Annotated in this window: 24 protein-coding genes and 1 tRNA gene; 10 read left to right on the top strand and 15 right to left on the bottom strand. The window is 72.9% G+C overall.

Annotation, left to right across the window (positions count from 1 at the left end):
- Window positions 1-23: 23 nt before the first annotated feature.
- The 3 genes from ACFY61_RS05305 to clpS all read right to left on the bottom strand — a co-directional run bounded on the left by ACFY61_RS05305 (window position 24) and on the right by clpS (window position 2,767).
- Window positions 24-1,472, bottom strand: coding sequence for an amino acid permease (locus ACFY61_RS05305; RefSeq protein WP_389467213.1), 1,449 nt, complete (start codon window positions 1,470-1,472; stop codon window positions 24-26).
- A gap of 369 nt (window positions 1,473-1,841) precedes the next feature.
- A complete protein-coding gene (locus ACFY61_RS05300) occupies window positions 1,842-2,453 on the bottom strand; it encodes a DUF2017 domain-containing protein (RefSeq protein WP_389467210.1) in 612 nt (203 codons plus the stop codon).
- Window positions 2,453-2,767 carry an ATP-dependent Clp protease adapter ClpS gene (clpS, locus tag ACFY61_RS05295; protein ID WP_389467207.1) on the bottom strand — a complete coding sequence of 105 codons (315 nt, stop codon included), beginning with the start codon at window positions 2,765-2,767 and terminating at the stop codon, window positions 2,453-2,455. The genes ACFY61_RS05300 and clpS overlap by 1 nt, the downstream gene beginning before the upstream one ends.
- Before the next feature lie 100 nt (window positions 2,768-2,867).
- Between clpS and ACFY61_RS05290 the strand changes: the two genes are divergently transcribed.
- Both ACFY61_RS05290 and ACFY61_RS05285 read left to right on the top strand, forming a co-directional pair.
- Window positions 2,868-4,196, top strand: a complete 1,329-nt coding sequence (locus ACFY61_RS05290; protein WP_389467205.1) for a nicotinate phosphoribosyltransferase — start codon at window positions 2,868-2,870, stop codon at window positions 4,194-4,196.
- 181 nt (window positions 4,197-4,377) lie between these two features.
- Window positions 4,378-4,992 (top strand): isochorismatase family protein, encoded by a 615-nt coding sequence (locus tag ACFY61_RS05285; protein WP_389467202.1) that lies wholly within the window; start codon window positions 4,378-4,380, stop codon window positions 4,990-4,992.
- Here ACFY61_RS05285 and ACFY61_RS05280 read toward each other — a convergent pair.
- Complete coding sequence (locus ACFY61_RS05280) at window positions 4,989-5,294, bottom strand: hypothetical protein (protein ID WP_389467200.1); 306 nt, start codon at window positions 5,292-5,294, stop codon at window positions 4,989-4,991. The genes ACFY61_RS05285 and ACFY61_RS05280 overlap by 4 nt on opposite strands.
- Window positions 5,295-5,416: 122 nt before the next feature.
- Entirely contained in the window at window positions 5,417-7,768 is a 2,352-nt protein-coding gene (locus ACFY61_RS05275) for an immune inhibitor A domain-containing protein (RefSeq protein ID WP_389468143.1), read from the bottom strand.
- Window positions 7,769-8,153: 385 nt separating this feature from the next.
- On the opposite strand from ACFY61_RS05275, the gene ACFY61_RS05270 reads away from it, so the two are divergent.
- Window positions 8,154-8,456 carry a hypothetical protein gene (locus tag ACFY61_RS05270; RefSeq protein ID WP_389467198.1) on the top strand — a complete coding sequence of 101 codons (303 nt, stop codon included), beginning with the start codon at window positions 8,154-8,156 and terminating at the stop codon, window positions 8,454-8,456.
- Between the two features lie 7 nt (window positions 8,457-8,463).
- Here ACFY61_RS05270 and ACFY61_RS05265 read toward each other — a convergent pair whose 3' ends face one another.
- Both ACFY61_RS05265 and ACFY61_RS05260 read right to left on the bottom strand, forming a co-directional pair.
- Window positions 8,464-9,201, bottom strand: a complete 738-nt coding sequence (locus ACFY61_RS05265; protein ID WP_389467195.1) for an RDD family protein — start codon at window positions 9,199-9,201, stop codon at window positions 8,464-8,466.
- Between the two features lie 68 nt (window positions 9,202-9,269).
- The gene (locus ACFY61_RS05260) at window positions 9,270-10,907 is read right to left on the bottom strand and encodes an RDD family protein (protein WP_389467192.1); all 1,638 of its coding nucleotides are present in this window, start codon (window positions 10,905-10,907) and stop codon (window positions 9,270-9,272) included.
- Between the two features lie 269 nt (window positions 10,908-11,176).
- On the opposite strand from ACFY61_RS05260, the gene ACFY61_RS05255 reads away from it, so the two are divergent.
- The gene (locus ACFY61_RS05255) at window positions 11,177-11,656 is read left to right on the top strand and encodes an SsgA family sporulation/cell division regulator (RefSeq protein ID WP_389467190.1); all 480 of its coding nucleotides are present in this window, start codon (window positions 11,177-11,179) and stop codon (window positions 11,654-11,656) included.
- A 27-nt stretch (window positions 11,657-11,683) separates the two neighbouring features.
- On the opposite strand, the gene ACFY61_RS05250 is transcribed toward ACFY61_RS05255, so the two are convergent.
- A complete protein-coding gene (locus ACFY61_RS05250) occupies window positions 11,684-13,048 on the bottom strand; it encodes an FAD-binding oxidoreductase (RefSeq protein ID WP_389467188.1) in 1,365 nt (454 codons plus the stop codon).
- 96 nt (window positions 13,049-13,144) lie between these two features.
- Between ACFY61_RS05250 and ACFY61_RS05245 the strand changes: the two genes are divergently transcribed.
- The gene (locus ACFY61_RS05245) at window positions 13,145-14,611 is read left to right on the top strand and encodes a tetratricopeptide repeat protein (RefSeq protein ID WP_389467185.1); all 1,467 of its coding nucleotides are present in this window, start codon (window positions 13,145-13,147) and stop codon (window positions 14,609-14,611) included.
- A gap of 385 nt (window positions 14,612-14,996) precedes the next feature.
- Here ACFY61_RS05245 and hppD read toward each other — a convergent pair whose 3' ends face one another.
- A complete protein-coding gene (gene hppD / locus ACFY61_RS05240) occupies window positions 14,997-16,142 on the bottom strand; it encodes a 4-hydroxyphenylpyruvate dioxygenase (RefSeq protein WP_389467182.1) in 1,146 nt (381 codons plus the stop codon).
- 122 nt (window positions 16,143-16,264) lie between these two features.
- On the opposite strand from hppD, the gene ACFY61_RS05235 reads away from it, so the two are divergent.
- The 4 genes from ACFY61_RS05235 to ACFY61_RS05220 all read left to right on the top strand — a co-directional run bounded on the left by ACFY61_RS05235 (window position 16,265) and on the right by ACFY61_RS05220 (window position 19,011).
- Window positions 16,265-16,735, top strand: a complete 471-nt coding sequence (locus tag ACFY61_RS05235) for an Lrp/AsnC family transcriptional regulator (RefSeq protein ID WP_389468141.1) — start codon at window positions 16,265-16,267, stop codon at window positions 16,733-16,735.
- 70 nt (window positions 16,736-16,805) lie between these two features.
- Window positions 16,806-17,444, top strand: coding sequence for an ArsR/SmtB family transcription factor (locus ACFY61_RS05230; RefSeq protein WP_389467179.1), 639 nt, complete (start codon window positions 16,806-16,808; stop codon window positions 17,442-17,444).
- A 56-nt stretch (window positions 17,445-17,500) separates the two neighbouring features.
- Window positions 17,501-17,698, top strand: coding sequence for a hypothetical protein (locus ACFY61_RS05225; protein WP_389467177.1), 198 nt, complete (start codon window positions 17,501-17,503; stop codon window positions 17,696-17,698).
- Window positions 17,695-19,011, top strand: coding sequence for an MFS transporter (locus ACFY61_RS05220; protein ID WP_389467174.1), 1,317 nt, complete (start codon window positions 17,695-17,697; stop codon window positions 19,009-19,011). The genes ACFY61_RS05225 and ACFY61_RS05220 overlap by 4 nt, the downstream gene beginning before the upstream one ends.
- Here the strand turns inward: ACFY61_RS05220 and ACFY61_RS05215 are convergent.
- The 6 genes from ACFY61_RS05215 to ACFY61_RS05190 all read right to left on the bottom strand — a co-directional run bounded on the left by ACFY61_RS05215 (window position 18,941) and on the right by ACFY61_RS05190 (window position 24,891).
- Window positions 18,941-19,723 carry a S16 family serine protease gene (locus ACFY61_RS05215; protein WP_389468140.1) on the bottom strand — a complete coding sequence of 261 codons (783 nt, stop codon included), beginning with the start codon at window positions 19,721-19,723 and terminating at the stop codon, window positions 18,941-18,943. The two genes, ACFY61_RS05220 and ACFY61_RS05215, sit on opposite strands and share 71 nt — an antisense overlap.
- Window positions 19,724-19,828: 105 nt before the next feature.
- Window positions 19,829-20,470 (bottom strand): helix-turn-helix domain-containing protein, encoded by a 642-nt coding sequence (locus tag ACFY61_RS05210; RefSeq protein WP_352194304.1) that lies wholly within the window; start codon window positions 20,468-20,470, stop codon window positions 19,829-19,831.
- A 396-nt stretch (window positions 20,471-20,866) separates the two neighbouring features.
- Window positions 20,867-22,654, bottom strand: coding sequence for a DEAD/DEAH box helicase (locus tag ACFY61_RS05205; protein ID WP_389467171.1), 1,788 nt, complete (start codon window positions 22,652-22,654; stop codon window positions 20,867-20,869).
- Between the two features lie 142 nt (window positions 22,655-22,796).
- Window positions 22,797-23,168 (bottom strand): type II toxin-antitoxin system death-on-curing family toxin, encoded by a 372-nt coding sequence (locus tag ACFY61_RS05200; protein WP_389467169.1) that lies wholly within the window; start codon window positions 23,166-23,168, stop codon window positions 22,797-22,799.
- Window positions 23,165-23,362 carry an Arc family DNA-binding protein gene (locus ACFY61_RS05195; protein WP_389467167.1) on the bottom strand — a complete coding sequence of 66 codons (198 nt, stop codon included), beginning with the start codon at window positions 23,360-23,362 and terminating at the stop codon, window positions 23,165-23,167. The genes ACFY61_RS05200 and ACFY61_RS05195 overlap by 4 nt, the downstream gene beginning before the upstream one ends.
- Before the next feature lie 32 nt (window positions 23,363-23,394).
- Window positions 23,395-24,891, bottom strand: a complete 1,497-nt coding sequence (locus ACFY61_RS05190; protein WP_389467165.1) for an MFS transporter — start codon at window positions 24,889-24,891, stop codon at window positions 23,395-23,397.
- Between the two features lie 180 nt (window positions 24,892-25,071).
- Between ACFY61_RS05190 and ACFY61_RS05185 the strand changes: the two genes are divergently transcribed.
- Window positions 25,072-25,146: transfer RNA gene (locus ACFY61_RS05185), tRNA-Cys, on the top strand.
- Window positions 25,147-25,269: the final 123 nt, after the last annotated feature.

Genomic DNA, 25,269 nt, shown 5'->3' with positions numbered 1-25,269 from the left:
CATGGTGGACAGGGCCCGTGGGATCAGGCCTCGGCGCCGGTCACGGCCTTCGCCGGGGCACCGTCGGAGTCCTGACCGCGGCGCTTGATCCCCAGGTAGGCCAGGCCCAGCAGCAGGCCCCACAGCGGGGCGCAGTACAGCGAGACCCGGGCGTCGGCGTCGGCGCCCATCATCACGATGACCATGCCGATGAAGGCGAGGGCGAACCAGCTGGTCCACGGGGCGCCGGGGGCGCGGAAGGCGGAGGCGGGCAGCTCGCCGCGGTCGGCCCTGGCGCGGTAGCGGATCTGGCAGACCAGGATCATGATCCAGGCCCACATGCCGGAGATGGTGGCGAAGGAGACGACGTAGTCGAAGGCCTTGCCGGGGGCCACGTAGTTGATCCAGACGCCCACCAGCATCAGCGAGGCCGAGAAGGTGGTGCCGACGAGCGGGGTGCCGTTCTTCGTCAGGCGGGTGAAGAGCTTCGGGCCCTGGCCGTTGAGCGCGAGGTCGCGCAGCATGCGGCCGGTGGAGTACATGCCGGAGTTGCAGGAGGACAGCGCGGCGGTCAGGACGACGAAGTTGACGATGGCCGCGCCGACGCCGAGGCCCATCCGCTCGAAGGCGGCGACGAACGGCGAGACGCCGGGCTGGAAGTGGGTCCACGGCACGACCGACAGGATCATGATGAGCGCGCCGACGTAGAAGACGGCGATCCGCCACGGCACGGTGTTGATGGCCTTGGGCAGGGTCCTGGCCGGGTCCTTGGACTCGCCGGCGGTGACGCCGACCAGCTCGACGGCGAGGAACGCGAACATCACGATCTGCAGGGTCATCAGCGTGCCGCCGATGCCCTTGGGGAAGAAGCCGCCGTCGTTCCACAGGTTGGCGACGGAGGCGGTCTCCGCCGCGTCCGAGAAGCCGATGGTGAGGATGCCGGCGCAGATGAGGATCATGCCGATGATGGCGGTGACCTTCACCATGGAGAACCAGAACTCCAGCTCGCCGAAGAGCTTCACGGAGATCAGGTTGGCGCCGTACAGGATGACGGTGAAGATCAGCGCGTAGGCCCACTGGGGGAAGCTGCTCCCCGTCCAGTACGTCATGTACTGCGCGGCCGCGGTCACTTCGGTGATGCCGGTGACCACCCAGAAGAGCCAGTACGTCCAGCCGGTGACGAATCCGGCGAACGGGCCGACGAACTCCCGCGCGTAGTCCGAGAAGGACCCGGCGACGGGGCGGTACATGAGCAGCTCGCCCAGGGCCCGCATGATGAAGAAGATGACCAGGCCCGCGAGGGCGTAGGCCAGGATCAGGCTCGGGCCGGCCTTGGAGATGGCCTTGCCCGCGCCCAGGAAGAGGCCGGTGCCGATGGCTCCGCCGATCGCGATCATCTGGATCTGGCGGGCGCCGAGCGTGCGGTGGTATCCCTCGCCCGCCGCGTTCTCGCCGGCGGGGCTGTCGTTCGTCTCGACCTGCACGGAGGTCATGTCTTTGGTGCGCCTTTCTCCACGCCGACCCGCGCCAGTGGAACTGGCCGCGGATCGGGTCCTCGATCCCCCCGGATACGGATGGAGTCGCACACCGGCGGTCAGCCGGATCAAGCGGTGCCGCCGCGGACAGGGGTGGCGTCCTTGGGCGGTCGAGAAGATCTATCACGGGCCGGCGGGCGGCCGCCGGGGCGGAGTGTGACGCGGGACACGGGAAAGAGGGGGCATACCTCCGGAAACGGGTCGGATCACCGCCAGCGGGTCGCAATGCGGTGATCCGATCGTTATGCGGATTTGAGCGTCCGCTGAGCGAACACGTCGGGGCGGCGGGACCGCCAGGGCGCCCCCACGGCGGCCCGTGAGCCGCCGTCAGAGGGTGTCGATGAGCGTCTCCTGGAGCCCGCCGAGCCACAGGTAGGCCATCACCATCGGCTTGCGCGGGTCGTCGTCGGGCAGCCGGAACAGCTGCGCGCCGTCGTCGTCCTCGGTGATCTCCAGCCGGGCCGCTATGGTCAGCCGCAGGTCGTTGAGGGCCCCCAGCCAGCGCAGCGGCAGCTCCCCGGTGAGCTCCAGCACGGCCCCGCCGTCGCCGGCCGGGGTGAGCGAGTCCAGGCTGCGGACCACGGCCAGCGCGTCCTCACGCTTGCGGGCCCGCAGGTCGTTCTCGGTGAACCGGCGGAACTCCGCCGACCGCGCCTTCAGCTCGGCCGGGTCGCCCTGCGGCTCGCCCTCGGCGGCCGGGCCGCCGTACGCGTCCGGGAACAGCCGGGCCAGCGCCGGGTCGGACGGCGGCTCGGTGGGTCCCTCCGCGAAGAGGGCGGCCAGCGGGTCGGCGTCCTCGTCCGGCTCGGGCGCGCCGGGGCCGATCAGTTCCAGCAGCTGCACGGCCAGGGAGCGCAGGATCGAGATCTCGATCTCGTCCAGCGCGACGGCCGCGCCGCCGCCCTTGAGCGGTACGAACGTACCGGGAGGGCGGCCCATCAGTTGCGGTCCTGCGACAGGGTTGCCCACAGGCCGTAGCCGTGCATGGCCTGCACGTCGCGCTCCATTTCCTCGCGGGTACCGCTGGAGACCACGGCCCGCCCCTTGTGGTGGACGTCGAGCATCAGCTTGTGAGCCACGTCCTTGGAATAACCGAAGTACGCCTGGAAGACGTAGGTGACGTAGCTCATGAGGTTGACCGGGTCGTTGTGCACCAGGGTCACCCACGGGACGTCGGGCTCGGGGACCGCCTCGGTCTCCTCCGCCGATTCGGTGCGTTCGATCTCAATGGGAGCAACACTCACCCGTCCCATGCTGCCACTTCGGGAGCGCCACCGCTTGGACGGGTCCGCCGCGTGACGCATCCGCGGCACATCTCGTCAGTTTGACGAAATGTGCGCTAGCATTCCCGGCATGAACCCTGCGGACCTGGGCCTGCCGGTGGACGTGCCGTCGACAGCGCTCTTCACGGACCATTACGAGCTCACGATGCTGCAGGCCGCCCTGGCGAACGGCACCGCCGACCGCCGCTCGGTCTTCGAGGTGTTCACCCGGCGGCTGCCCGAGGGGCGGCGGTACGGCGTGGTGGCGGGCACCGGGCGGGTGCTGGACGCGGTGGAGAACTTCCGCTTCGACAGCGCCGTGCTCGAGTTCCTGCGGGAACGCGCCGTCGTGGACATGCGCACCCTGGACTGGCTGGCCGGCTACCGCTTCTCCGGCGACATCTGGGGGTACCCGGAGGGCGAGGTCTACTTCCCCGGCTCTCCCGTCCTGCGGGTCGAGGGCAGCTTCGCGGAGTGCGTGCTGCTGGAGACCGTGATCCTGTCGATCCTCAACCACGACTCGGCGATCGCCGCGGCGGCCTCCCGGATGGCCTCGGCCGCCGGGGACCGGCCGCTGATCGAGATGGGCGCGCGGCGCACGCACGAGCTGGCGGCGGTGGCCGCCGCGCGGGCGGCGTACGTCGGCGGCTTCACCTCCACGTCGGACCTGGCGGCCGGCTTCCGGTACGGCATCCCGACGGTGGGCACGTCGGCGCACGCCTTCACCCTGCTGCACGACAGCGAGCGGGACGCCTTCCAGGCGCAGGTCGCGTCGCTGGGCGGCGGCACCACGCTCCTGGTCGACACCTACGACGTGGCCGAGGCCGTCCGTACGGCGGTGGAGGTCGCCGGGACCGGCCTGGGCGCGGTCCGCATCGACTCGGGGGACCTGCTGCTGGTCGCGCACCGGGTGCGGCAGCAGCTGGACGAGCTGGGCGCGACCGGGACGCGGATCGTGGTCACCTCCGACCTGGACGAGTACGCGATCGCCTCGCTGGCGGCGGCGCCGGTGGACGCCTACGGGGTGGGCACGCAGCTGGTGACCGGCAGCGGTCACCCGACCTGCTCGATGGTCTACAAGCTGGTGGCGCGGGCCGAGTCGGCCGACCCGAAGGCGCCGCTGGTACCGGTGGCGAAGAAGTCCTCGGGCGGGAAGACCTCGATCGGCGGCCGCAAGTGGGCGGCGCGGCGGCGGGACGCGGACGGCGTCGCGGAGGCGGAGGTCGTCGGCACCGGGCCGGTGCCGCAGGCGCTGGCGGGCGCGCAGCTGCTGGTGCAGCTGGTGAAGGGGGGCGAGGTGGTGGCCCGGGAGCCGCTGGAGGCGCCGCGTGAGCGGCATCTCGCGGCGCGGGCGGGGTTGCCGCTGTCCGCGACGCAGCTCAGTCGCGGCGAGCCGGTCATCCCCACCGAGTACGCCTGACCCCGCCCCGCGCCCCGAACGCCGGCGGGGCTGGAGTTCCGGGCCGGCCCGCCGGGCCGCGCCCCCGGCGGGCCCCACCGAGCCCGGCGGCTCGCCGGGGCTTCGGCCGGGGTACGGGCCTCGGGGTGGGGGGAATGAGCCCCGCAGCACATCCGTCACTTCGACCCCTAAGGACCGCGTCATGCACCGCGCACTGATCGTCGTCGACGTACAGAACGACTTCTGCGAGGGCGGCAGCCTCGCGGTCGCCGGTGGCGCCGACGTCGCCGCCGCCATCACCGAGCTGATCGGCCAGGCCGGCGGCAGCCCCGGCTACCGGCACGTCGTGGCCACCCGGGACCACCACGTCGACCCGGGTGCGCACTTCGCCCGGCCGCCGGCCGAGCCGGACTACGAGACGTCCTGGCCGGTGCACTGCGTGGCCGGCACCGAGGGCGTCGGGTTCCACCCGAACTTCGCTCCCGCCGTCGCCTCCGGCTCCGTCGCCGCCGTCTTCGACAAGGGCGCCCACGCCGCCGCGTACAGCGGCTTCGAGGGCGCCGACGAGAACGGCACCGCCCTCGCCGACTGGCTGCGGGAACGGCACGTCACCGAGGTCGACGTGGTCGGCATCGCCACCGACCACTGCGTGCGGGCCACCGCCCTGGACGCCGCCCGCGCCGGCTTCCGCACCCACGTGCTGCTCGACCTGACCGCCGGGGTGGCCGCGCACACCACCCGCAGGGCCCTGGAGGAGCTGCGGGAGGCCGGTGTGGCGCTCTCGGGCGCCCCCGTGGTGCGGGGGGCCGGCGACTAGGCGCCCCGCAGGAGGGCGCGTATGGGGTGCCACAGCTCCTCAGCGTCCTGCGGCGCGCCCCGCCAGAGCAGGCCGTCGGGGTGGTGCAGCACGGCCGTGACCTCGTCCGGGGTCGGCGGGTGGGAGTTCCCCCGCAGGTATACGGCGCGCAGGCCGAGGTTCCGCAGCCTGGTCAGGGCGCGGGCCCGGTTCGCGGCGTGGACCAGGACGCGGACGGGGCCGCCCGCGCCGCCCGGTCGCGGCAGGACCAGGGCGACCACCACGCTCCCGTTCGGTAGCTTGACGAAGCCTCCACCCGGCATGTGCGTCTCCCCCGTGAGATGGAAGTGTCAATAAGGACGGTCATCAGACGCATCTAAACGCGATCGGCCGCCGCCCGCTAGAGGGCGACGGCCGATCATGCTCTGACCTGCGGTTCTATCGGCTACTGCACCGAGGGACCGACCTCGATCGTCATCTGGAGGCCGTCGTAGGTCTCCTTCTTGATCTTGATCTTGGTGTTGGTGTCAGTGACCTTGACGGAACCGGTCGGGTTCTCGTCGTAGTAGTACTTGCCCTTGTGGTCGTCGAAGACCATGTTGGCGGCCTTCGGTTTGATGAAGAGCGGCACGCCGTTCTTGTGCAGGGTGAACGCGTCCGTCGAGTACGCGCTGAAGGTGGCGTCGTACGGCTGGATCTTGTTCCGCAGCAGGGTGCCGTCCGACCACTTCATCGGCTTGGCGTTGGCGTCGACCGGCAGGATCAGGCCCTGGCCGGGGTGGACGCTGGTGTTGTTGTCCTTCTGGGAGGTGTCCCACAGCCAGATCAGCAGGCCGTCCTGGTACGGGTAGTGCTCGACCCAGTCGGGACGGGTGCCGGCGAAGCCGAAGTTGTACGGGCCCACCTTGAGGGTGGAGTCGTACGAGACGTAGCGGCGGTTCTCCGCGAGGTAGTACTGCGCGTACTCCTTGGTGAAGCCCGCGCCGATCCGGGAGAAGCCCTTGCCGGTCCAGCCGTTGTCGCCGTTCTCCGCACCGTCGGTGAAGAGCGCGGCGCCGTCGGCGGTCAGGGTGATGGCGTCGGCGGTGAAGCCCTTGCCGCCCGCGCCGCCGTCCGTCTGGTAGCGGAAGCGGAGGTCGAACTTCTTGCCGGCGTAGGCGTCCAGCGGGAAGTTCAGGTCCTGCCAGCCGCCGGAGACGTCGGTGAGGGACGGGGACCCCGCGGCGTCGACCGGGATGGCCTTGCCGTTCGCGGTGCCGGCCAGGGCGGTCCAGGTGGCGCCGCCGTCGGTGGACACCTCGGTGTAGAGGTAGTCGTAGTCCTTCTCGATGTCCCACCAGCCCTTGAGGGACAGGGCCGCGGACTTCTTGCCGGTCAGGTCGACCGAGCGGGTCAGGGTGTTCTTGAGGTCGTCACCCATGTTGCTCCACCACTGCGAGGAGCCCTGGGCGGGAGCGACGACGTCGGTGCGGACCTGCTTCTTCGGCAGCTCGACGACGAGCGCCTGCTTGTCCTTGGTGTTGTACGCGGAGACGCCCAGCTTGTGGGTGGACTTCGTCGCGGCCTTGGCCGTGTCGTAGTTCAGCCAGCCCAGCTGCAGCTTGTCCCAGGCGGTCATGTCGCCCGGGAGGTCGCCTATGGACTCCTTGCCCTCGCCGAGCCAGGAGCCGGCCGACATCAGGGACCAGAAGCCGACGCTGTTCTCGCCGCCGCCGGTGGTGTCGTACAGGTCCGGCAGGCCCAGGTCGTGGCCGTACTCGTGGGCGAAGACGCCGAGGCCGCCGTTCTCGGGCTGCACGGTGTAGTCGCCGACCCAGATGCCGGTGGTGCCGATCTGGGTGCCGCCGGCCTTGTTGTTCTCCGGGCCGGTCTTGCCGACGCTGGTGCCGTAGGCGTACCAGCGGTGCGCCCACAGCGCGTTCGGGCCCTCGGCGCCGCCACCGGCCGACTCGTCCTCGCCCGCGTGGACGATCTGGAAGTGGTCGATGTAGCCGTCGGACTCGTTGAAGTTGCCGTCGCCGTCGAAGTCGTAGCGGTCCCAGAGGTCGTACTGGGCGAGCTTCGCCTTGATCTCGGCGTCGGTCTTGCCGGCCTTCTTCTGCTGCTCGACCCAGGCGGTCACGCCGTCACGGACGGTGTCCCAGACGTTGGAGCAGTTGGACTGGCCGCAGAAGTTCGAGCCGTAACGGGCCTCGTTGTACGGGACCTTCACCCAGTCGGTGACCTCGCCCTCGACCGAGTAGCGGCCGGAGGAGGCCTTCTCGTAGTAGGTCTTGAGCGAGTGCTTGCCGGTGGCGAAGTACAGGTCCTGGAAGTACTTCTGGTTGAAGTCCTTGCGCCAGGCGGTGCTGTTGTCCTTCGCGCGGTCCGGCTGCGGGATCTTGTTGTGCAGCGGGCCGGGCGTGCCGCCGTACTTGACGACCGGGGGCTTGGGACCCTCCGGGCCGTCCGGGTCGAACATGGTCTCGTTGTCGACCTTGTCGCCGAACTCGACCAGGATGGTGAAGATCTTGTCCGTCTTCTCGCGGGCGAGTTCGACGTACTTGGCCTTGTCGAGCTTGACGACCTTGGAGGCGCCGCGCTGCTCGGCCTTCTTCTTGCCGGACAGCACCTGCTCCAGGGCGGCCTTGCGGGCCTGCTCCTGCTGCTTGCTGAACGGGCCCTGGAGGTCGTGGTCGACGTGGGCCTTCGACGGGGCGGCCGGGTCCTGGTGGTCCACGGCCGGCGCGGCACCGTGGCCGGGGTCCGCCTGCGCGGAGGCGGACAGGACGATGCCGGAGGCCGCCGTGGCGGCCAGGGTGACGGCTACAGCTGTCGCACGCAGCGTTCGCCTTCTCGCGGAAATGCTGGTCACTTGATGCGTTCCCCTCCCGCGGCCGCGACTGAACGGTCGGAACTTCGCCATAGGAGTGGGGGGTTCCGCGCGGCGCGCGTCTCAAGTGACGCTATTTGACCGGAGTCACGCGAGAAAAGACAGACCTTGACTTGCTCCGGTCAATTGCACTATGCGGTCAGTCAGTCCCGGTATTCGGACACGAAGGGGTCGTTACCGGTCATCGGGGGCGTACCGTGCCACCCGTGCGCCCCCCGTGCTCCGGCACCGTACGTCAGGTCGTGCTTACCGGAGGTTCCGCTCGGGCATCGGTGTCGTAGAGCCCTCCGCCTTGAGGACGGATACCGCCATGCCGCGTCCGACTGCCGCACAGCTCGCCTACGGGTCCGCCACCGTGATCGTGTCCACGGTCGCCATGCTGCTGCTCTCGCAGACCAGTTCGGGGCCCGGGGTGGCCGTCATCGCCGCCGCCGCGCTCGCCCTCGGTCTGCTGGTGGCGCTCACCGTACCCATGCCGAAGCGCCGCCGGAAGTCCGCCGCCCGGTCCGCAGCGCGGGGCACGGCCGCCGCGCAGGCGCCGGCGGACACGACCGCGGCCGCCCGGGTGCCTGAACCCCGGGCGGCCGCTGCCGAATCCGCCGTGCGCCGCTGAGCGGCCTTCAGGTCGCGGTCACGACCACCGTCTTCGCCACCTTGTCGTGCAGGCCCTGACGGTAGGGCTTGTCGACGAGCATGGAGATGGCGAGCGCGATCGGCCACAGGCAGAAGCAGCACAGCAGGGTGGGGATCCACAGCACGGCGGCCCGGCCCAGCGCAGGCCCGGACGGCGGCACGCTGCCGTCGTTGAGCATGGCCACCCGCAGGCCCAGGGCCTTCTTCCCCGGGGTCCGGCCGTTCCGCTGGGTGAAGAACCAGTCGTAGCCCACGTACGCGATGATCCCGATCAGGGTCCAGATCAGCCCGCTGCCGTTGTAGGAGCGGGTGATGATCTGGGTGACGTCCTCGCCCTCGTTGGTCTCCACCACGTACCGGTTGCTGTTGAAGGGCAGCTGGATGAGGAAGAGCGGGACGGTGACGATGAGCGCGTCGATGACGCGTGCGGCCAGCCGCTTGCCGAAGTCGGCGAGCGGCGGCATGCCGGCGAGCGGGTCGGGCGTGCCGTAGCCGCCGCCGTAGGGATCACCGCCGTACGGCGGAGGCGGGTATCCGCCCCCGCCCGGCGGAGGGGGCGGGGGCGGGAAGCCGCCACCGCCGCCCGGGGGCGGGGGCGGCGGAGTCCCGCCGGGGGGCGGCGTCCCGCCGTACGGGGAGCCGCCCGACGGAGGCGTCGGTTCCTGCGGTCTCTTGACGAACGGGTCCTCCGGCGGCTCGCCCGGCGGCGGCTGATCGGTACTCATGGCCCGAGTCGAACGCGCACCCGCGGGCCCCGCAACGGAACCGCGTCCGTCCGGGCGACCCGCTCGTACTACCGGATGACGAACGTGCCGGCCGCCTTGTCGTGCCAGGCCTGCCGGCGCTTCCGGTCGACCAGGCACCACAGGGAACCGGGCAGCCCGAGGAGGGCGTACACCAGCCAGCGGCGCAGCGCCGCCCCGGAGCCGGGCGGGCGGCCGGTGGCCACGGCCACGACCCGCACCCCGAACAGCTTCTTGCCCGGGGTCCGGCCCCAGCGTGCCGTGGGCAGCACCTCGTAGAACAGGCCGAAGACGAACACCGCGCCCAGTACGAGGGCCAGGTGGCCGGCGGTGGTGCCGTCGAGCAGCCACACCGTCACCGTCTCGCCCCGCCCGGCCAGGGCGGCCGCGTCCACCTTCGCCCGCAGGTGCTCGGACACCGCCGGTACGGAGGACCAGGCGACGGCCGCCCCGGCCGCGGCCGGCGGTACCGCGTCGACGAGCCGGGCGAACAGCCGCCGCCACAGCCCGGCGGGCCGCTGGGCGCGCTCCGCCATCCGCTCGAAGACGGCCCGGTCGGTGGCGGGGGCGGGGGCCGGGGCCGGGGCGGGCGCCTCGCTCCGGGTGCCGGGCCGGGCCCCGGACTCCGCCGGGGCGGCGGGCGCGCGGTCCTCCTGGCGGCGGGGCGCGGGCGCGGAGGCGACGGGAGTGGGGGCCGGGGCGGGGGCCGGGGCCGGCGCGGGGGTCGGGGTGGCCTGCCGGACGGCCGCGGGCTCGGCGGCCGGGGCCGGGGCCGGCGCGGGGGCCGCCGCCGGGGACCGGGCCGACAGGATCCCCGGGGTACCGCCGGGACGCGGCTCCGTCCGCGGGGTGGCGCTGCCGCCCTGGCGCGGGGCGGCGGGCGCGGAGGCGGCGGGCGCGGTGCCGCCGCCGGAGGGCTCGGCCCCGGCCGCAGGGCGGCCGAGCCTGACCCCGGCGGGGGCCGGGACGGCGGCCCCGCCCGCGGAGTCCTCCGTACGGCGCTCCCCCGGCACCGTCCCGGACACCGGCTCGGAGCGCTCGGCCGGGGCGGGGGCGGTGCTCGCCGGGCGGCCGAGCCTCACCCCGGAAGCGGGCCGAACGGCAGCCCCACCCGCGGAGTCCTCCGTACGACGCTCCCCCGGCACCGCCCCGGACACCGGCCGAGGGCGCTCCGCAGGGTCGGGCGCCTCGGCCGGGGCCCTGTCGGCGCCCCAGGAGACGCGGCGGTCGCGGGGGCCGCCGAAGCCCGCCTGGTGGGCCGGGTCGGCCTGCCAGGCCGGTGCGGGGACCGGGGCCGGCGTACCGGCGGCCGCGCCGGCCCGGGACTCGGGGAGGGCTCCGGTCTCGTCCAGGAACACCGGCCCCGTCTCGTCCGCCCGGACCGCCGCCGGGCGGGCTCCCCCGGCCGGGGCGGGCACGGGCGCGGGGGCGGGCACGCGAACCGGCGCCGGGGCGGGCACGGGCGCCGGGGCGGCCTGCGCGGCGGCGGCCCCGGCTTGGGCGGCCCTGGCTTCGGCGGCCCTGGCCGCGGCCGCGGCGAACGCCCGCTCGTCCTCCTCCGTGGCGCGCCGGCTGGTGCCCGGGACCCAGGCCGCCCCGTTCCAGTACCGGACGAACCCGGGCACGGACGGATCGGGGTAGTAGCCCTCGCGGGCCGCGTGCTCGCCGTCACCTGGGGAGGCCGTCATGTCCCCAACTCCGATCGTGGCTTGAGGCTTGTGCAGGGGAGGACCATAGCCAAGAACCCCCGTCCGGCAGGTCCGGTAACGGGAGAATGCAAGCCATCGGGGGAACCCGCAGCCGTACGCCCCGGACGGACGAATTCCGGCCAATGGGAGGTTTCAGGCCAACTTGTGGTCCGTTCCGCGAACCCGCGTCATAGCGGCCCGCCCGCCCGCTCTCATCCCGTAGCAGGGCCGGACGTCCGGCCCGCCGCGAGAAGAGAGGCAGTACCGCCATGCACTACCCCGTCGTCGAGCGCGAGCTGGACATGAAGCTGGTCCTGTCCCCCGAGCGCAGCGTCGCCGTGCCCGCCCGGCTCGTGTACCGCTCGGTCGACCCCTTCGCCGTGCACATCACCTTCCACGCGGGCACCAGCGCCCCGGTGAACTGGACCTTCGCCCGGGAGCTGCTGGTGGAGGGGGTGTTCCGGCCCTGCGGGCACGGCGACGTCCGGGTCTGGCCCACCCAGGTCGACGGCCGGTCGGTGCTGTGCATGGCGCTCAGTTCCCCGGACGGCGACGCCCTGCTGGAGGCGCCCGCGGTCCCGGTGTCGGCCTGGCTGGAGCGCACCCTGCGGGTGGTGCCGCCGGGCGGCGAGGCGGAGCGGCTCGGCCTGGACGAGGCCCTGGCCGAGCTGCTCGCGCCGACCCCGGCGGACGACGCGTGGCTGCGCGACCCGTGGCCGTCGGACGAGTCCGGGGACTCCGACCTGTGAACGCCGTCCTGTGAACTCCGGGCGGGCTCAGAACACCTTGCCGGGGTTGAGCAGACCGAGCGGGTCGAAGGCGCGTTTGACCGCCTGCTGCATCTCCAGGGCCACCGGGCCGAGTTCGCGGGCCAGCCACTCCTTCTTCAGCACGCCGACCCCGTGTTCGCCGGTGATGGTGCCGCCGAGTTCCAGCCCCAGCGCCATGATCGCGTCGAAGGACTCGCGGGCCCGCCGGGTCTCGTCCTCGTCGGCCGGGTCGAAGCAGACCACGGGGTGGGTGTTCCCGTCGCCGGCGTGGGCGCAGACGCCGACGGTCAGCCCGTACCGCTCGGCGATCGCCGCGGTTCCGTCCAGCATCTCCGCCAGCCTGGACCGGGGCACGCACACGTCGTCGATCATCGTGGCCGGCCGCAGCGCGTCGAGGGCGGTGAGGGCGGTCCGGCGGGCCTGGAGCAGGAGTTCGGACTCCGTCTCGTCCTCGGCGGGCACCACCGCGCTCGCCCCGGCGGCCGTGCACAGTTTCCCGACGAGCTCCAGCTCTGGGGCGGGGTCGGGGCTGTCGAAGGCGGCCAGCAGCAGGGCCTCGGTGGTCTCCGGAAGCCCCATCCTCCCCAAGGCGTTGACCGCGCGTACGGTCGTACGGTCCATCAGCTCCAGCAGCGACGGGGTGAGCCCGGCCTCCATGACCGCGCAGACGGCGGCGCAGGCGGCCGCGGTGGAGGGGAACTCGGCGGCCAGGGCCAGCTGCCGGGGCGGGGCGGGCCGCAGGGCGAGGACCGCGCGGACGACCACGCCGAGGCTGCCCTCGGAGCCGACGAACAGCCGGGTGAGGTCGTACCCGGCGACGCCCTTGGCGGTGCGGCGGCCGGTGCGGAGCAGGCGGCCGTCGGCGAGCACCACGTCCAGTCCGAGCACGTACTCGGCGGTGACCCCGTACTTGACGCAGCACAGACCGCCGGAGGCGGTGCCGATGTTGCCGCCGATGGTGCACTGCTCCCAGCTGGACGGGTCGGGCGGGTAGTACAGGCCGTGACGGGCGACGGCGCGGGAGAGCACCGCGTTGACGACGCCGGGTTCCACGACGGCGATCCGGTCGACGGTGTCGATCTCCAGGATGCGGTCCATCTTCAGCAGGGAGAGGACGATGCAGCCGTCGGAGGCGTTGGCGGCACCGGACAGGCCGGTGCGGGCGCCCTGCGGGACGACGGGCACCCGGAGCTCGGTGGCCGTGCGCATGACGTGCTGGACCTGTTCGACCGTGCGGGGCAGGACCACGGCGGCGGGGCGGCCGGCCGCGCAGAAGCCCGCCATGTCGGTGGCGTAGGAGGCGGTGACGTCGGGATCGGTGAGCAGGGCTTCGGGCGGGAGGCCTGCGGCGAGCCGTGCGATGAGGTCCATGGGTTCAGCGTGGCACTGGGGGCCATCGGTGTGAACCCGGCTGCGATCCTCTTCGGACACCGCCGCATGCTCTTCATATTGACGCACAGTGAGCGGGTGGAACACGAAGAGAGCGTGACCTTCACCGGCCGCAGGACCCTCGTGCCGGCGGCGATCGCCGTGGTCCTGATCGCGGCCGCGCTGCTGATCCGCCCCGCGTCGGTGGACGACGACCCCCGCCCGCCCCGGCCCAGCGAGCGGGCCCTGTCGGCGGTCGGCAACGGGGCGCCGGCGGCCTCCGTGGACCTGGCGGCGCTGATCACCGACCGGGAGGCCTGGCTGCGCGGGCACGCCGACGACCACGGGTCGTGGGCGGTGCTCGGGTCGGCGTACCTGGAGCAGGCGCGGCGGGGCGCCGATCCGGCCCTCTACCCGAAGGCGGAGCGGGCGCTGAAACGGTCGCTGGAGCTGAAGTCCGCGGAGAAGGGCAACTTCGACGCGATGACGGGCATGGGCGCGCTGGCCAACGCCCGGGGGGACTTCGGGACCGGGAAGAAGTGGGGGGAGCTGGTCCGGGCGCAGTCGGCGCGGCGCTGGACGGCGTACCCGGTGCTGGTGGACGCGTACACCGGCCTGGGCGAGTACAAGTCGGCCGAGGGGGCGCTGGAGAAGCTGCTGGAGCTGCGGCCGGGCCTGGCGGCGTACGTCCGGGCCTCGCAGGTGTACCGGGACCGCGGCTGGCGGGAGGACGCGGTCGTGGCGCTGGAGAACGCGGCGGGGGCGGCCAAGGGGCCGGCGGAGAAGGCGTACGTGCTGTACCTGCTGGGCGAGCTGGCGTGGGAACGGGGCGAGGCGGCGGAGGCGCTGCGGCTGTACGAGGGGGCGTTGCGGACGGACCCGGCGCAGGGGCAGGCGCTGGGCGGCCGGGCGCGGGCGCTGGCGGCGCTGGGCCGGGAGGGCGAGGCGGTGCGGGACTACCGGCTGGCGCTGGGCCGGGCGCCGGCGCCGCGGCTGGCGCTGGAGCTCGGGGAGCTGCTGGAGTCGCTGGGCCGCGAGGACGAGGCCCGGGCGGCGGACGGGCCGTACGCGCTGCTGGCGGCGCTCGCGGCGCGGGGTACCGGGCAGGGGGTGAACGAGGCGGTGGTGCTGGGCCTGTACGAGGCGGACCACGGCGACCCGGCGGCGGCGGTGCGGCGGCTGTCGGCGGAATGGGAGCGGCACCCGAGCATGCCGGTGGCGGACGCCCTGGGGTGGGCGCTGCACCGGGCGGGGGACGACGAGGAGGCGCTGGAGTACGCGCTGAAGGCGACGGAACCGGGGCGGCGGAGCGCGGACTTCGCGTACCACCGGGCGCAGATCGAGCGGGCGCTGGGCGACACGGCGTCGGCCCGGCGGCACCTCCAGGAGGCGCTGCGGACGAACCCGGCGTTCTCGCCGGTACGGGCGCCGCTGGCGCGGGAGGGGCTGGAGTCGATCGGCCAGCCGGCGGGGGGCGGGCCGCGGAACGTACGGCCGAAGGGGCGGTGGGTGGCGCCGGACATGAGCCAGTACATCGTGCCGTCGCAGCCCAAGCCGAAGCGGTAGCCCCCTCACGGCACCCGAAGCCCCTGCCCGACCGCACCCGGCCCGGGGCCGCCGGGCGGAGCCCCCGCCGGGCCATCCGGCCCGGCCGGCACGTCCAGCCCCGCCGGCGCTTGAGGCACGGGGTGTGGGGCGGCGCCCCACGTGGCCGGGCGGAGCCCCCGCCGGGCCCGCTCAAACGCCGCTCGGGCTTGATAGGACCCGCCGGGACCGGGCTGCGCGGCCAAGGCCTGGGTCAGGCCATTCCAGCCCCGCCGGCGATTGAGGCGCGGGGTGTGGGGCGGCGCCCCACGAGCCCGGGCGGGGCCCCCGCCGGGCCCGCTCGAGCGCCGCTCGGGCTGGAAGGCCGCCCGGGCCCGGTCGCGGGGCCCGGGCGGCCCCGGGGCGGTCAGAGGTTGCCGCGCTTCTCCTGCTCCCGCTCGATCGCCTCGAACAGCGCCTTGAAGTTCCCCTTGCCGAAGCCCATCGACCCGTGCCGCTCGATGATCTCGAAGAACACCGTCGGCCGGTCCTGCACCGGCTTGGTGAAGATCTGCAGCAGGTAGCCGTCCTCGTCCCGGTCCGCGAGGATCTTCAGCTCGCGCAGCTCGTCGATCGGCACCCGGGTGTCGCCCACCCACTCGCCGAGCGTGTCGTAGTACGTGTCCGGGACGGACAGGAACTGCACACCCGCGGCGCGCATGGTCCGCACTGTGGCGACGATGTCGTTCGTGGCGAGGGCGATGTGCTGGACGCCCGGCCCGTTGTAGAACTCCAGGTACTCGTCGATCTGCGACTTCTTCTTCGCGATCGCCGGCTCGTTGATCGGGAACTTCACCTTCTTGGTGCCGTCCGCGACCACCTTCGACATCAGCGCCGAGTACTCGGTCGCGATGTCGTCGCCCACGAACTCCTTCATGTTCGTGAAGCCCATGACCTTGTTGTAGAAGCCGACCCACTCGTTCATGCGGCCGAGCTCGACGTTGCCGACGCAGTGGTCGATCGCCTGGAAGGTCCGCTTGGCCGGCGGCGCCACCAGGGGGTCCACGGCGACGAAGCCCGGCAGGTAGGGGCCGGAGTAGCGGGAGCGGTCGACCAGCGTGTGGCGGGTCTGGCCGTACGTGGCGATGGCCGCCAGCACCACCGTGCCGTGCTCGTCGCTGACCTCGTACGGCTCGTCCAGGCCGCGGGCGCCCTGCTCGACCGCGTACTTGTACGCGGCGCGTGCGTCCGGGACCTCGATGGCGAGGTCGACGACGCCGTCGCCGTGCTCGGCCACGTGCTCGGCGATGAAGCGGCCGTGGTCGGTGGTCGCCTTGATGACGGAGGTCAGGACGAATCGGGCCGAGCCGTTGGTCAGGACGTAGCTGGCCGTCTCGCGGCTGCCGTTCTCCGGTCCGGAGTACGCCACGAGCTTCATGCCGAAGGCGGTGGAGTAGTAGTGGGCGGCCTGCTTGGCGTTGCCCACCGCGAAGACCACCGCGTCCATGCCCTTCACCGGGAAGGGGTCTGCCTCGCGCGCGGTCTCGGGCGTGTGATCCAGGGTCTCAGTCATGTCCGCAGATTCCCGCCGATCCACAAGCTGCGCAATAGTTTGTTGGTCTGCTGTACAGACTGCTCAGCCCAGCGCGAGTATGGCTGGGGAATCTGTGCATGATGACCAACGAAGGGGAGCCCATGGGCATCGACGCCCTCGACGGCAGGCTCATCGTCCTGCTGGCCCGCGAACCCCGGATCGGGATCCTCGAGGCGTCACGCCGGCTCGGCGTGGCGCGCGGCACGGTGCAGGCGCGGCTGGACCGGCTCCAGGCGAACGGGGTGATCCGCGGGTTCGGCCCGCAGGTGGACCCGGCGGCCCTGGGCTACCCGGTGACCGCCTTCGCCACGCTGGAGATCAAGCAGGGCCAGGGGGACGACGTACGGGCCCACCTGGCGACCGTCCCGGAGGTGCTGGAACTGCACACCACCACGGGTCACGGGGACATGCTCTGCCGGCTGGTGGCCCGCTCCAACGCCGATCTCCAGCGGGTGATCGACCTCGTCGTCCGCTTCGACGGGATCGTCCGGGCCTCGACGGCGATCGTGATGGAGAACCCCGTGCCGCTGCGGATCATCCCGCTCGTGCAGCAGGCGGCCGAGGACCACTGAGAGCGAGTTGCAAAGAAGTCTCTGCAAAAAACCCCTTGCATAGGTTTCTTTGCAACTCTACGGTTGGGTCATGCCTGAGAACGTGGACGAGAACGAGCACGAGCACGACGACGGGGTCGGCGAACCGGGCGGCGGCGCGGCCGAGCGGTCCGTCCGCGTCCTCGACGCCCGCTCCCTGCGCGGCCTGGCCCACCCGCTGCGCGTGCGCCTGCTGTCCGAGCTGCGCCGCAACGGCCCCGCGACCGCCTCCAAGCTGGCCGCGAAGCTCGGCGAGTCCAGCGGCGCCACCAGCTACCACCTGCGCCAGCTGGCTGCCCACGGGTTCGTCGAGGACGCCCCGCAGCACGGCAAGGGCCGCGAACGCTGGTGGCGCTCCTGTCACGACGGGACGGCCCTCGACGACTCGCTGATCAACAGCCCCGACCCGGAGGTCCGCGGCGCGGCCGGCTTCTTCCTCCACGAGGTCGCCACCATCCACACCCAGGAGCTGAACACCTTCCTGGGCACCTCCCACGAGTGGAGCGAGGAGTGGCGCCGCAGCTCGGACGTCAGCGACTTCACCCTGCGGCTGACCCCCGAGGACACCCGCGAGCTGGTCGAGAAGCTGCACGCCCTCATCGACGGCTACGCCGACCGGCCGCGGACCGACCGGACCGAGACCGTGCGCTTCCACGTCCACGGCTTCCCGCGCCTGGACGACGCCGGCTGATCGTGCCGGTCCGTCCGCTCATACCGACACCCTTACCGCACGAAGGAGTTCCTGCCATGTACGCCTTCACGCACGCCCGCCTCCACGCCGCCCGCACGGCCGAACTCGCCGCCGAAGCCGCCGCCTGGCGGCTCGCCGAGCAGGGCCGGCCCACCACCGTCGCCGCCCCCGCGCCCGCCGCGGCCGGCGGCCTCCGCGTCCGGCTCGGCCTCGTCCTGATCCATGCCGGCACCCGCCTGGCCCACCCCGCGTGAGCGGCGGACACGGCCCCCGCCGCCTCCCCTTCGCCGCCGTTCTGGCCGCCAACACCGTGTCCATAGCCGGTAGTTCACTGACCCTGATCGGCGTGCCGTGGTTCGTGCTGGAGACCACCGGCAGCGCCGGCCGGGCCGGTGTCGTCGCCTTCTGCGCCACGCTCCCCGTGGTGGTGGCCGCGCTCGTCGGCGGACCCGTCATCGACCGGATCGGCCGCCGCCGGGTCTCCGTCGCCTCCGACCTGGTCTGCGGCCTGGCGGTCGCCGCGATCCCGTTGCTGCACTGGGCCGGGCTGCTGGAGTTCTGGATGCTGTGCGCGCTGATGGCCGTCGGCGGGCTCGTCCACACACCGGGGCTGACCGCCCGTTACGTCCTGCTGCCCAGCCTCGCCGAACACGCCGGGACCAGCCTGTCCCGGGCGGCCAGCCTGTACGACGCGGTGTCGCGCGGCGCCCGGATGCTGGGCGCGGCGCTGGCCGGTCTGCTGATCGCGGTGGCCGGGGCGGAGACCGTACTGCTCCTGGACGCGGCCACCTTCGGGGTGTCGGCGCTGCTGGTCGCCCTGCTGCTGCGCGGGGTGCGGGCGGCCGAGCCGCGGCCCTCCGCCACCGCCCCGGCGGTGTCCTTCGCCTCGTACCGGGCCGAACTGCGCGAGGGCTGGGCCTTCCTGCTGCGTTCCCGGCTGCTGCTGGGCATCACGATGATGGTGATGCTCACCAACGGGATGGACCAGGCCTGGAGTTCGGTGCTGCTGCCGGTGCACGGCCGCGACGAGCTGGGCGGTGCGGCCTCGGTGGGCCTGCTGGTCGCCCTGTTCGGCGGGTTCGCCCTGCTCGGCGCGCTGCTCTACGGGGCCTGGGGGGAACGCTTCCCGCGCCGGGCGGTGTTCGCCGCGGCCTTCCTGGTCTCCGGCGCTCCCCGGTACGTCATGGCGGCGCTGACCGGCACCACCCTGCCGATGGCGGTGACGATGGCGCTGGCCGGCCTGGGTGCGGGCGCGCTGAACCCGATCCTCACCACCGCGATGTACGAGCAGGTGCCGGAGGAGCTGCGCAGCCGTGTGGCCGGCGTGACCACCGCGGGCTGCGAGCTCACCATGCCGCTGGGCGGGCTGGCCGGCGGGCTGCTGGTCGAGGCCTACGGGCTCGGCCGGACGCTGCTGCTGTTCGGCGGCTGCTACCTGCTGACCACGCTGTCCCCGGTGGTGTTCCCCGCCTGGCGCGGGCTGGACGCCGCCCCGGTCAGCAGGACGGAACCGGTCCGCCCCGGTTCAGCGCCCGGAGGGAGGACACCGCATCGGTCAGCGAGGTGACGGGGATCAGCCGCATCCCCTCGGGCAGCTCGGCCTGGGCGTCCCCGCACTCGGCCTTCGGGACGAGGAAGACGGAGGCGCCGTCGCGCTTGGCAGCCTGGGTCTTCAGTGACACCCCGCCGACGGCGCCGACCTCGCCGTCGGCGTCGATGGTGCCGGTGCCGGCGACGGAGCGGCCGCCCGTGAGGTCACCGCCGCTGCCGTCGCCCCGCAGCTTGTCGACGATGCCGAGGGAGAACAGCAGCCCGGCGCTCGGGCCGCCGACGTCGGCCAGGTTCAGCGCCACCTTCACCTTGGCCGGGTCCTCGTGGAGATATCCGAGGGCGGCCTGGGTGGCGGTCGACTGCGACTTGGCCATTTCCTCCAGGTTGTGGCGTTCGATCTCCTTGTCGCTGCCGCCGGTCGGGTAGACCAGCTCGCGGGGCATGACGGCGCGGTCGGAGCGGAACCAGTTGTCGACCAGGGTGGGCAGGCCCACGCTCTCGGAGGGGCCGGTGGCGACGATCGTGGTCATCCGCAGCTGGCCGCTGGTCGGGCGGGTCGGGGCGCCGGTGATGCTGATCACGCTCTTGCCGTCGCGGCTGCCGAGCACGTCGGCCGTCAGGCCCGGCTGGGCCAGTACGAACGGCAGCGGCGCGAGGACGGCGGTGAGCAGCAGCGCCAGGACGGGCGCGGCGCAGACGGCCAGGGCGGCGGGGCGCGGCAGACGCATGAGACGTGTGAGCACCCGGCCAATCTAGCGGCCCGCCACGGGGTGACCGGGCCCGGCGGACGGGCCCGGTCCCCCGGCGGAGCGGGGTACGGCCGGAGCGGCGGCTCAGCGCAGGGCGTCGGCGACCTCGCGGGCCGCGTCGACCACGCGCGGGCCGACCCGCTCGGGCACGGCGTCGGCGAGCATGACGACGCCGACACTGCCCTCCAGGCCGGTGACGCCGACCAGTGGTGCGGCGGCCCCGCTGGCCCCCGCTTCGAGCTCTCCGTGGGTGAGGGTGTAACCGGGCTCGGTGAGCGCACCCTGCCTGGCGGCCAGGATGGCTCGGCCCGCGGCTCCGCGGTCGAGGGGATGGCGGAACCCGGCCCGGTAGGCGACGTGGTAGTCGGTCCAGGTGGGTTCCACCACGGCCACGGCGAGTGCCTCGGTTCCGTCGACGAGGGTCAGGTGCGCGGTGGCCCCGATGTCCTCGGCGAGGGAGCGCAGCACGGGCAGGGCCGCTTCGCGTACGAGCGGGTGCACCTGCCGGCCCAGCCGCAGCACGCCGAGGCCCACGCGGGCCCGGCCGCCGAGGTCGCGCCTGACCAGGGCGTGCTGTTCCAGGGTGGCGAGCAGTCGGTAGACGACGGTCCGGTTGACCCCGAGCCGGTTGGAGAGCTCGGTGACGGTCAGACCGTGATCGGTATCGGCGAGCAGTTTGAGAACTCTCAGTCCTCTGTCGAGAGTCTGGGAGGTTTCCGCGGTCACGACGCCTCTCCCTCTTGGTGAGCGGCGGTGAACTCTCATGGCAAAGGCGACGCCGGTCCCATCGGCGACGCATGGAGAGGCCGCCGGATAGGCCATGGCACCGGCTGCGCTCCCGTGGCGGCGCTGCCACGGGGCGTTTCGATGCGGGGACAGTAGCGAGCGGGTCCGCTCAGCGGAAGGGCTCGTCCAGAATCCGGGCGGCGAATCCCCGTATGTGCGGTTTGGGAGGGCGCGGAAGTGGGGGTTCCGGGGCTCACCCGCCCCAGAACCTCCACACCGTCACTCCCGTGACGGCTGGTGGGAAAGGACGACGGAGGGGGGCCGGGGAGGGGTCGTGGAAACGGCGGTGGGCCGTGCGAAGCTCCGCCCGGCCCACCGCTGACGTGTCGGAGGAACTCACCGCATGCGGGTGGCCCACTCCTGCACCTTCTTGATGCGCTCGCGGAGCTGCCCGGCCGTCGCCTCGGCGCTCGGCGGGCCGCCGCAGACCCGGCGGAGCTCGGTGTGGATCACCCCGTGCGGCTTGCCGCTCTGGTGGACGTACGCGCCGACCATGGTGTTCAGGGACTTCCGCAGCTCCAGCAGCTCCTTGTGGGAGACCACGGGGCGGCGCTCAGCGGGCAGCTCCAGCAGGTCGGCCTCGGCGTCGGGCTTCCTGCGGCTGTGCGCGATCTGGCGGGCCTGCCGCTTCTGCAGCAGCAGCTGGACCTGGTCGGGTTCGAGCAGGCCGGGGATGCCCAGGTAGTCCTGCTCCTCCTCGCTGCCGGGGTGGGCCTGCATGCCGAACTCGGCGCCGTCGAAGAGCACCCGGTCGAAGACGGCGTCGGACTCCAGCGCCTCGAAGGGCAGCATGTCCTGTTCGCCGGTGTCCTCGTCCTGCTGCTTGTTCGCCTCGTCCATCTCCTTCTCGGACTCGGCGTAGGGGTCCTCGTCCTCGCCGCCCTTCTTGGGCCGGTCGAGGACGTGGTCGCGTTCGACCTCCATCTCGTTCGCGAAGCCGAGGAGGTAGGGGATGGTCGGAAGGAACACGGAGGCGGTCTCGCCGCGTCGGCGGGAACGCACGAAACGGCCGACGGCCTGGGCGAAGAACAGCGGGGTGGAGATGGTCGTCGCGTACACGCCGACGGCGAGCCGGGGGACGTCGACGCCCTCGGACACCATGCGGACGGCGACCATCCACCGCTCGTCGTTCCCGCTGAACTCGTCGATCTTCTTGGAGGCGCCGGCGTCGTCGGAGAGCACGACGGTCGCCCTGGAGCCGGTGATCTCGCGGATCAGCTTGGCGTAGGCGCGGGCCGAGTCCTGGTCGGAGGCGATGACCAGGCCGCCCGCGTCGGGGATGCCCTTGCGTACTTCGGTGAGCCGCTGGTCGGCCGCGCGCAGCACGTTCGGCATCCAGTCGCCGCGCGGGTCGAGGGCGGTGCGCCAGGCCTGGGAGATGGCGTCCTTGGTCATCGGCTCGCCCAGCTTGGCGGCGATCTCGTCGCCGGCCTTGGTGCGCCAGCGCATGTTGCCGCTGTAGGAGAGGAAGATGACCGGGCGGACGACGCCGTCGCCGAGGGCGTTGCCGTAGCCGTAGGTGTAGTCGGCGGAGGACCGCCGGATGCCGTCGTTCCCCTCCTCGTAGGTGACGAAGGGGATGGGGTTGGTGTCGGACCGGAACGGGGTTCCGGTCAGGGCCAGGCGCCGGGTCGCCGGGTCGAAGGCCTCCAGGCAGGCCTCGCCCCAGGACTTGCTGTCGCCGGCGTGGTGGATCTCGTCGAGGATGACCAGGGTCTTGCGCTGCTCGCACCGGTTGCGGTGCAGCATCGGGCGGACGCCGACGCCGGCGTAGGTGACGGCGACCCCGTGGTACTCCTTGCTCAGCGGGCCCGCCGAGTACTCGGGGTCCAGCCGGATGCCTATGCGGCCGGCGGCCTCGGCCCACTGCTTCTTCAGGTGCTCGGTCGGTGCGACCACGGTCACCTGCTGCACGACGTGGTGGTGCAGCAGCCACGAGGCGAGGGTCAGCGCGAAGGTGGTCTTGCCGGCGCCGGGCGTCGCCACCGCGAGGAAGTCGCGCGGCTGGGTCTGGATGTACTTGTCCAGCGCCCCCTGCTGCCAGGCACGCAGCTTGCTGGCCGTGCCCCAGGGGGCGCGGCCGGGAAACGCGGGTGAGAGGTGGTGGGAGGCGGTAGTAGTCACGGTCTCCGGTTCGGGGCTCTCGGGGAAGTCGTACGTAGGACAACCGGGCCACCCTACCGGGGCGTGCCCGCCCCTCGCGGAGGGACAGGCCCGTGACCTCGGGACGTGCGGCGAGCGTCACACCACCCTGGCCGCAACCCCGTTACCGCGCGAAGCGCGGCAGTTGCGTCGCGATCTTGGGCACGTCGAGGGCGCCCTGGCAGACGTCCAGCACGAAGCGTTCCGCTTCGTCCACGTCGAAGTCCGCCGCCAGCGGATGCCCGTTCATGTGCAGGAACACCCAGGTCGCATACCAGGCGATGCGCTTGTTGCCGTCGACGAGCGCACGGTTGCGGGCGAGCGACTCCATCAGAGCCGCGGCCTTCTGCCACACGTCGGGGTAAGCGTCCTGCCCGAACACGCTCGACTGGGGACGCGCCAGCGCCGAGTCGAGCAGACCGTAGTCACGCACGTCACTGGTACCGAGCCGCTCTGCGAGGTTCAGCAGCTCGGGCAGCGTGAGGTACTGCGTCACGCGAGCCTCCGGTTCAGCTCCTCACTGACCTTCAGCACGTGCTCGGCCGCCTCGTTGAAGAGGCGCGAGTGTTCGTTTATGGCCCGGATCACCGCGTCATGCGCGAACGACTGCATGCTCCGCCCCTCAGCCTCGGCACGCTCGCGCAGGGAATCCAGCTCTTCTTCGGTGAACCGCACGTTGAGACCAGCCATGCCATCACGGTACCGCGCGGTACCAGCCGGTGTCAGCCGGTTTCACCCACCGGGCGGACCGGTTTCGTGTGCAGACGGGTGGCCACCCACGCGCCGACCATGGCCACGCAGGCCATGGGGAGGAAGACCACCACGAAGGCACCGGGGTGGGAGGCCGCACCCGCGGCGGCCCCGGAGGCGTGGTGGGCCGCGCCGACCGTGCCGCCGCCGAGCGCGGCGAAGGCCGCGCCGCCCGCCGCGAGGAGGACCACGTTCGCCAGGGCGTCCGAGATCTGCAGGGCGGCGGAGTTGGCGCCCGCCTCCGAGGGGGCGGACAGCTTCAGCAGCAGCACGCTGGTGGAGCCGATCACCAGGCCCATGCCCAGGCACCCCACCGCCCAGGCCAGCGCCAGGCTCCACACCGGCACCCAGGTGACCAGCACCGCCGGGGCGGCGGCGATGGCGAAGGCCACCATGACCATGCCCGCGACCATCAGCCGCTCCCGGTACGGCTCCGCCCGACCCTGGGACTGGATCCACGAGCCGCCCGCCCAGGTCAGACCGCCCAGCGCCAGGGAGAACCCGGCCAGGGTGGGGCTGAGCCCGCGCTGGGTGACCAGCATCAGCGGGACGAAACTCTCCGCGGCGATGAACGAGCCCGCCGCGAGCCCGCGCAGCAGCACCACCGACGGCAGCCCCCGCCGGGCCCGGTAGGTGCCGCGCGGCAGCAGCCCGAGCACGGCGGGCACCAGCAGCACCGCACCCAGCACGCCCGGCAGCAGCGACAGCCACCGGAGGTCCTGGGCGGCGTACTGGAGCAGCCCGGCGCCCAGCGAGATCCCGAGGGCGAGCCGGATCCGGCGCCGGTCGAAGGGGGCGGGCGGCCCGTCCCGGTCCACCGGGCCGGAGGCCGCCCGGCGGATGGCGGGCAGCGCGACCAGCAGGGGCACCACGACGAGGGCCGGGATGCCGAGGAAGACCCAGCGCCAGCCGAGGTGCTCGGTGACGGTGCCGGAGACCAGCGGCCCCACGATGGACGGCACCACCCAGGCCGCCGCGAAGGCCGCCATGATCGCGGGCCGCAGCCGCTCGTCGTAGGCGCGGCTGACGACCACGTACAGCGCGACGATGACCAGCCCGCCGCCCAGGCCCTGCACGGCCCGGCCGATCACGAACAGCCACATGGCGGTGGCGGAACCGGACAGCACCAGCCCGCCGGCGAAGGCGGCGATACCGGCGCCCAGTGGGAACAGCGGCCCCGCCCGGTCGGACCACTGCCCGGAGGCCACCATGCCGAACAGGCTGGTGGTGAAGTACGCCGAGAACCCGAAGGCGTAGAGGCCGATGCCGTCCAGCTCGCGGGCGGCGACCGGCATGGCGGTGCCGACGGCGATCGCCTCGAACGCGATCAGGAACACCACGGAGACGATGCCGATGCTGAGCGTCCGGTGCGCCGGGCCGAGGATCCCGCCGCCCGCGCCCGGGTGGGCTCCGGCGGCGGGCGGTGCGGGGTCGGCCGACTCTTCGGCTCTGGGTTCGAGGGCGCTCATCGCACCAGCGTAAGGGCCGTTCCCGTATTTCGTCCCTGTCCTTTCGGCGGATCGGGGCTCCTCCGGCAGCCCTGGGACCGGCGTGTGTGAACGGGGTGTGGCAGTCCCGTTGCGGGGCCCGGGTTCCCCTTCCTCCCGCCGCCACGGCCGCCGTACGGTCTTGTCCAGCAGCAAGCACACGGCCGTGTGCCCGAGTGGCCCAGGGACTCGCCTGCAAAGCGGGGTACACCGGTTCGAATCCGGTCACGGCCTCCATGACGGACATGGCGGAGGGGCCCCCCGGCGAGGCTGGCCCGGGGGGGGCGCCCCTGGGGGGCCCGTGGCCGCCCCGGGCCCGGAACCCCCACAACGACCCAGACGACCGCGGCCCCCCCGCCC

The organism is Streptomyces sp. NPDC012888, assembly GCF_042900645.1.
In the GTDB taxonomy this organism is placed as follows: domain Bacteria; phylum Actinomycetota; class Actinomycetes; order Streptomycetales; family Streptomycetaceae; genus Streptomyces.
The sequence above is the reverse complement of the archived record's forward strand: the minus strand, read 5'-3'. Positions and strand labels throughout refer to the sequence as shown.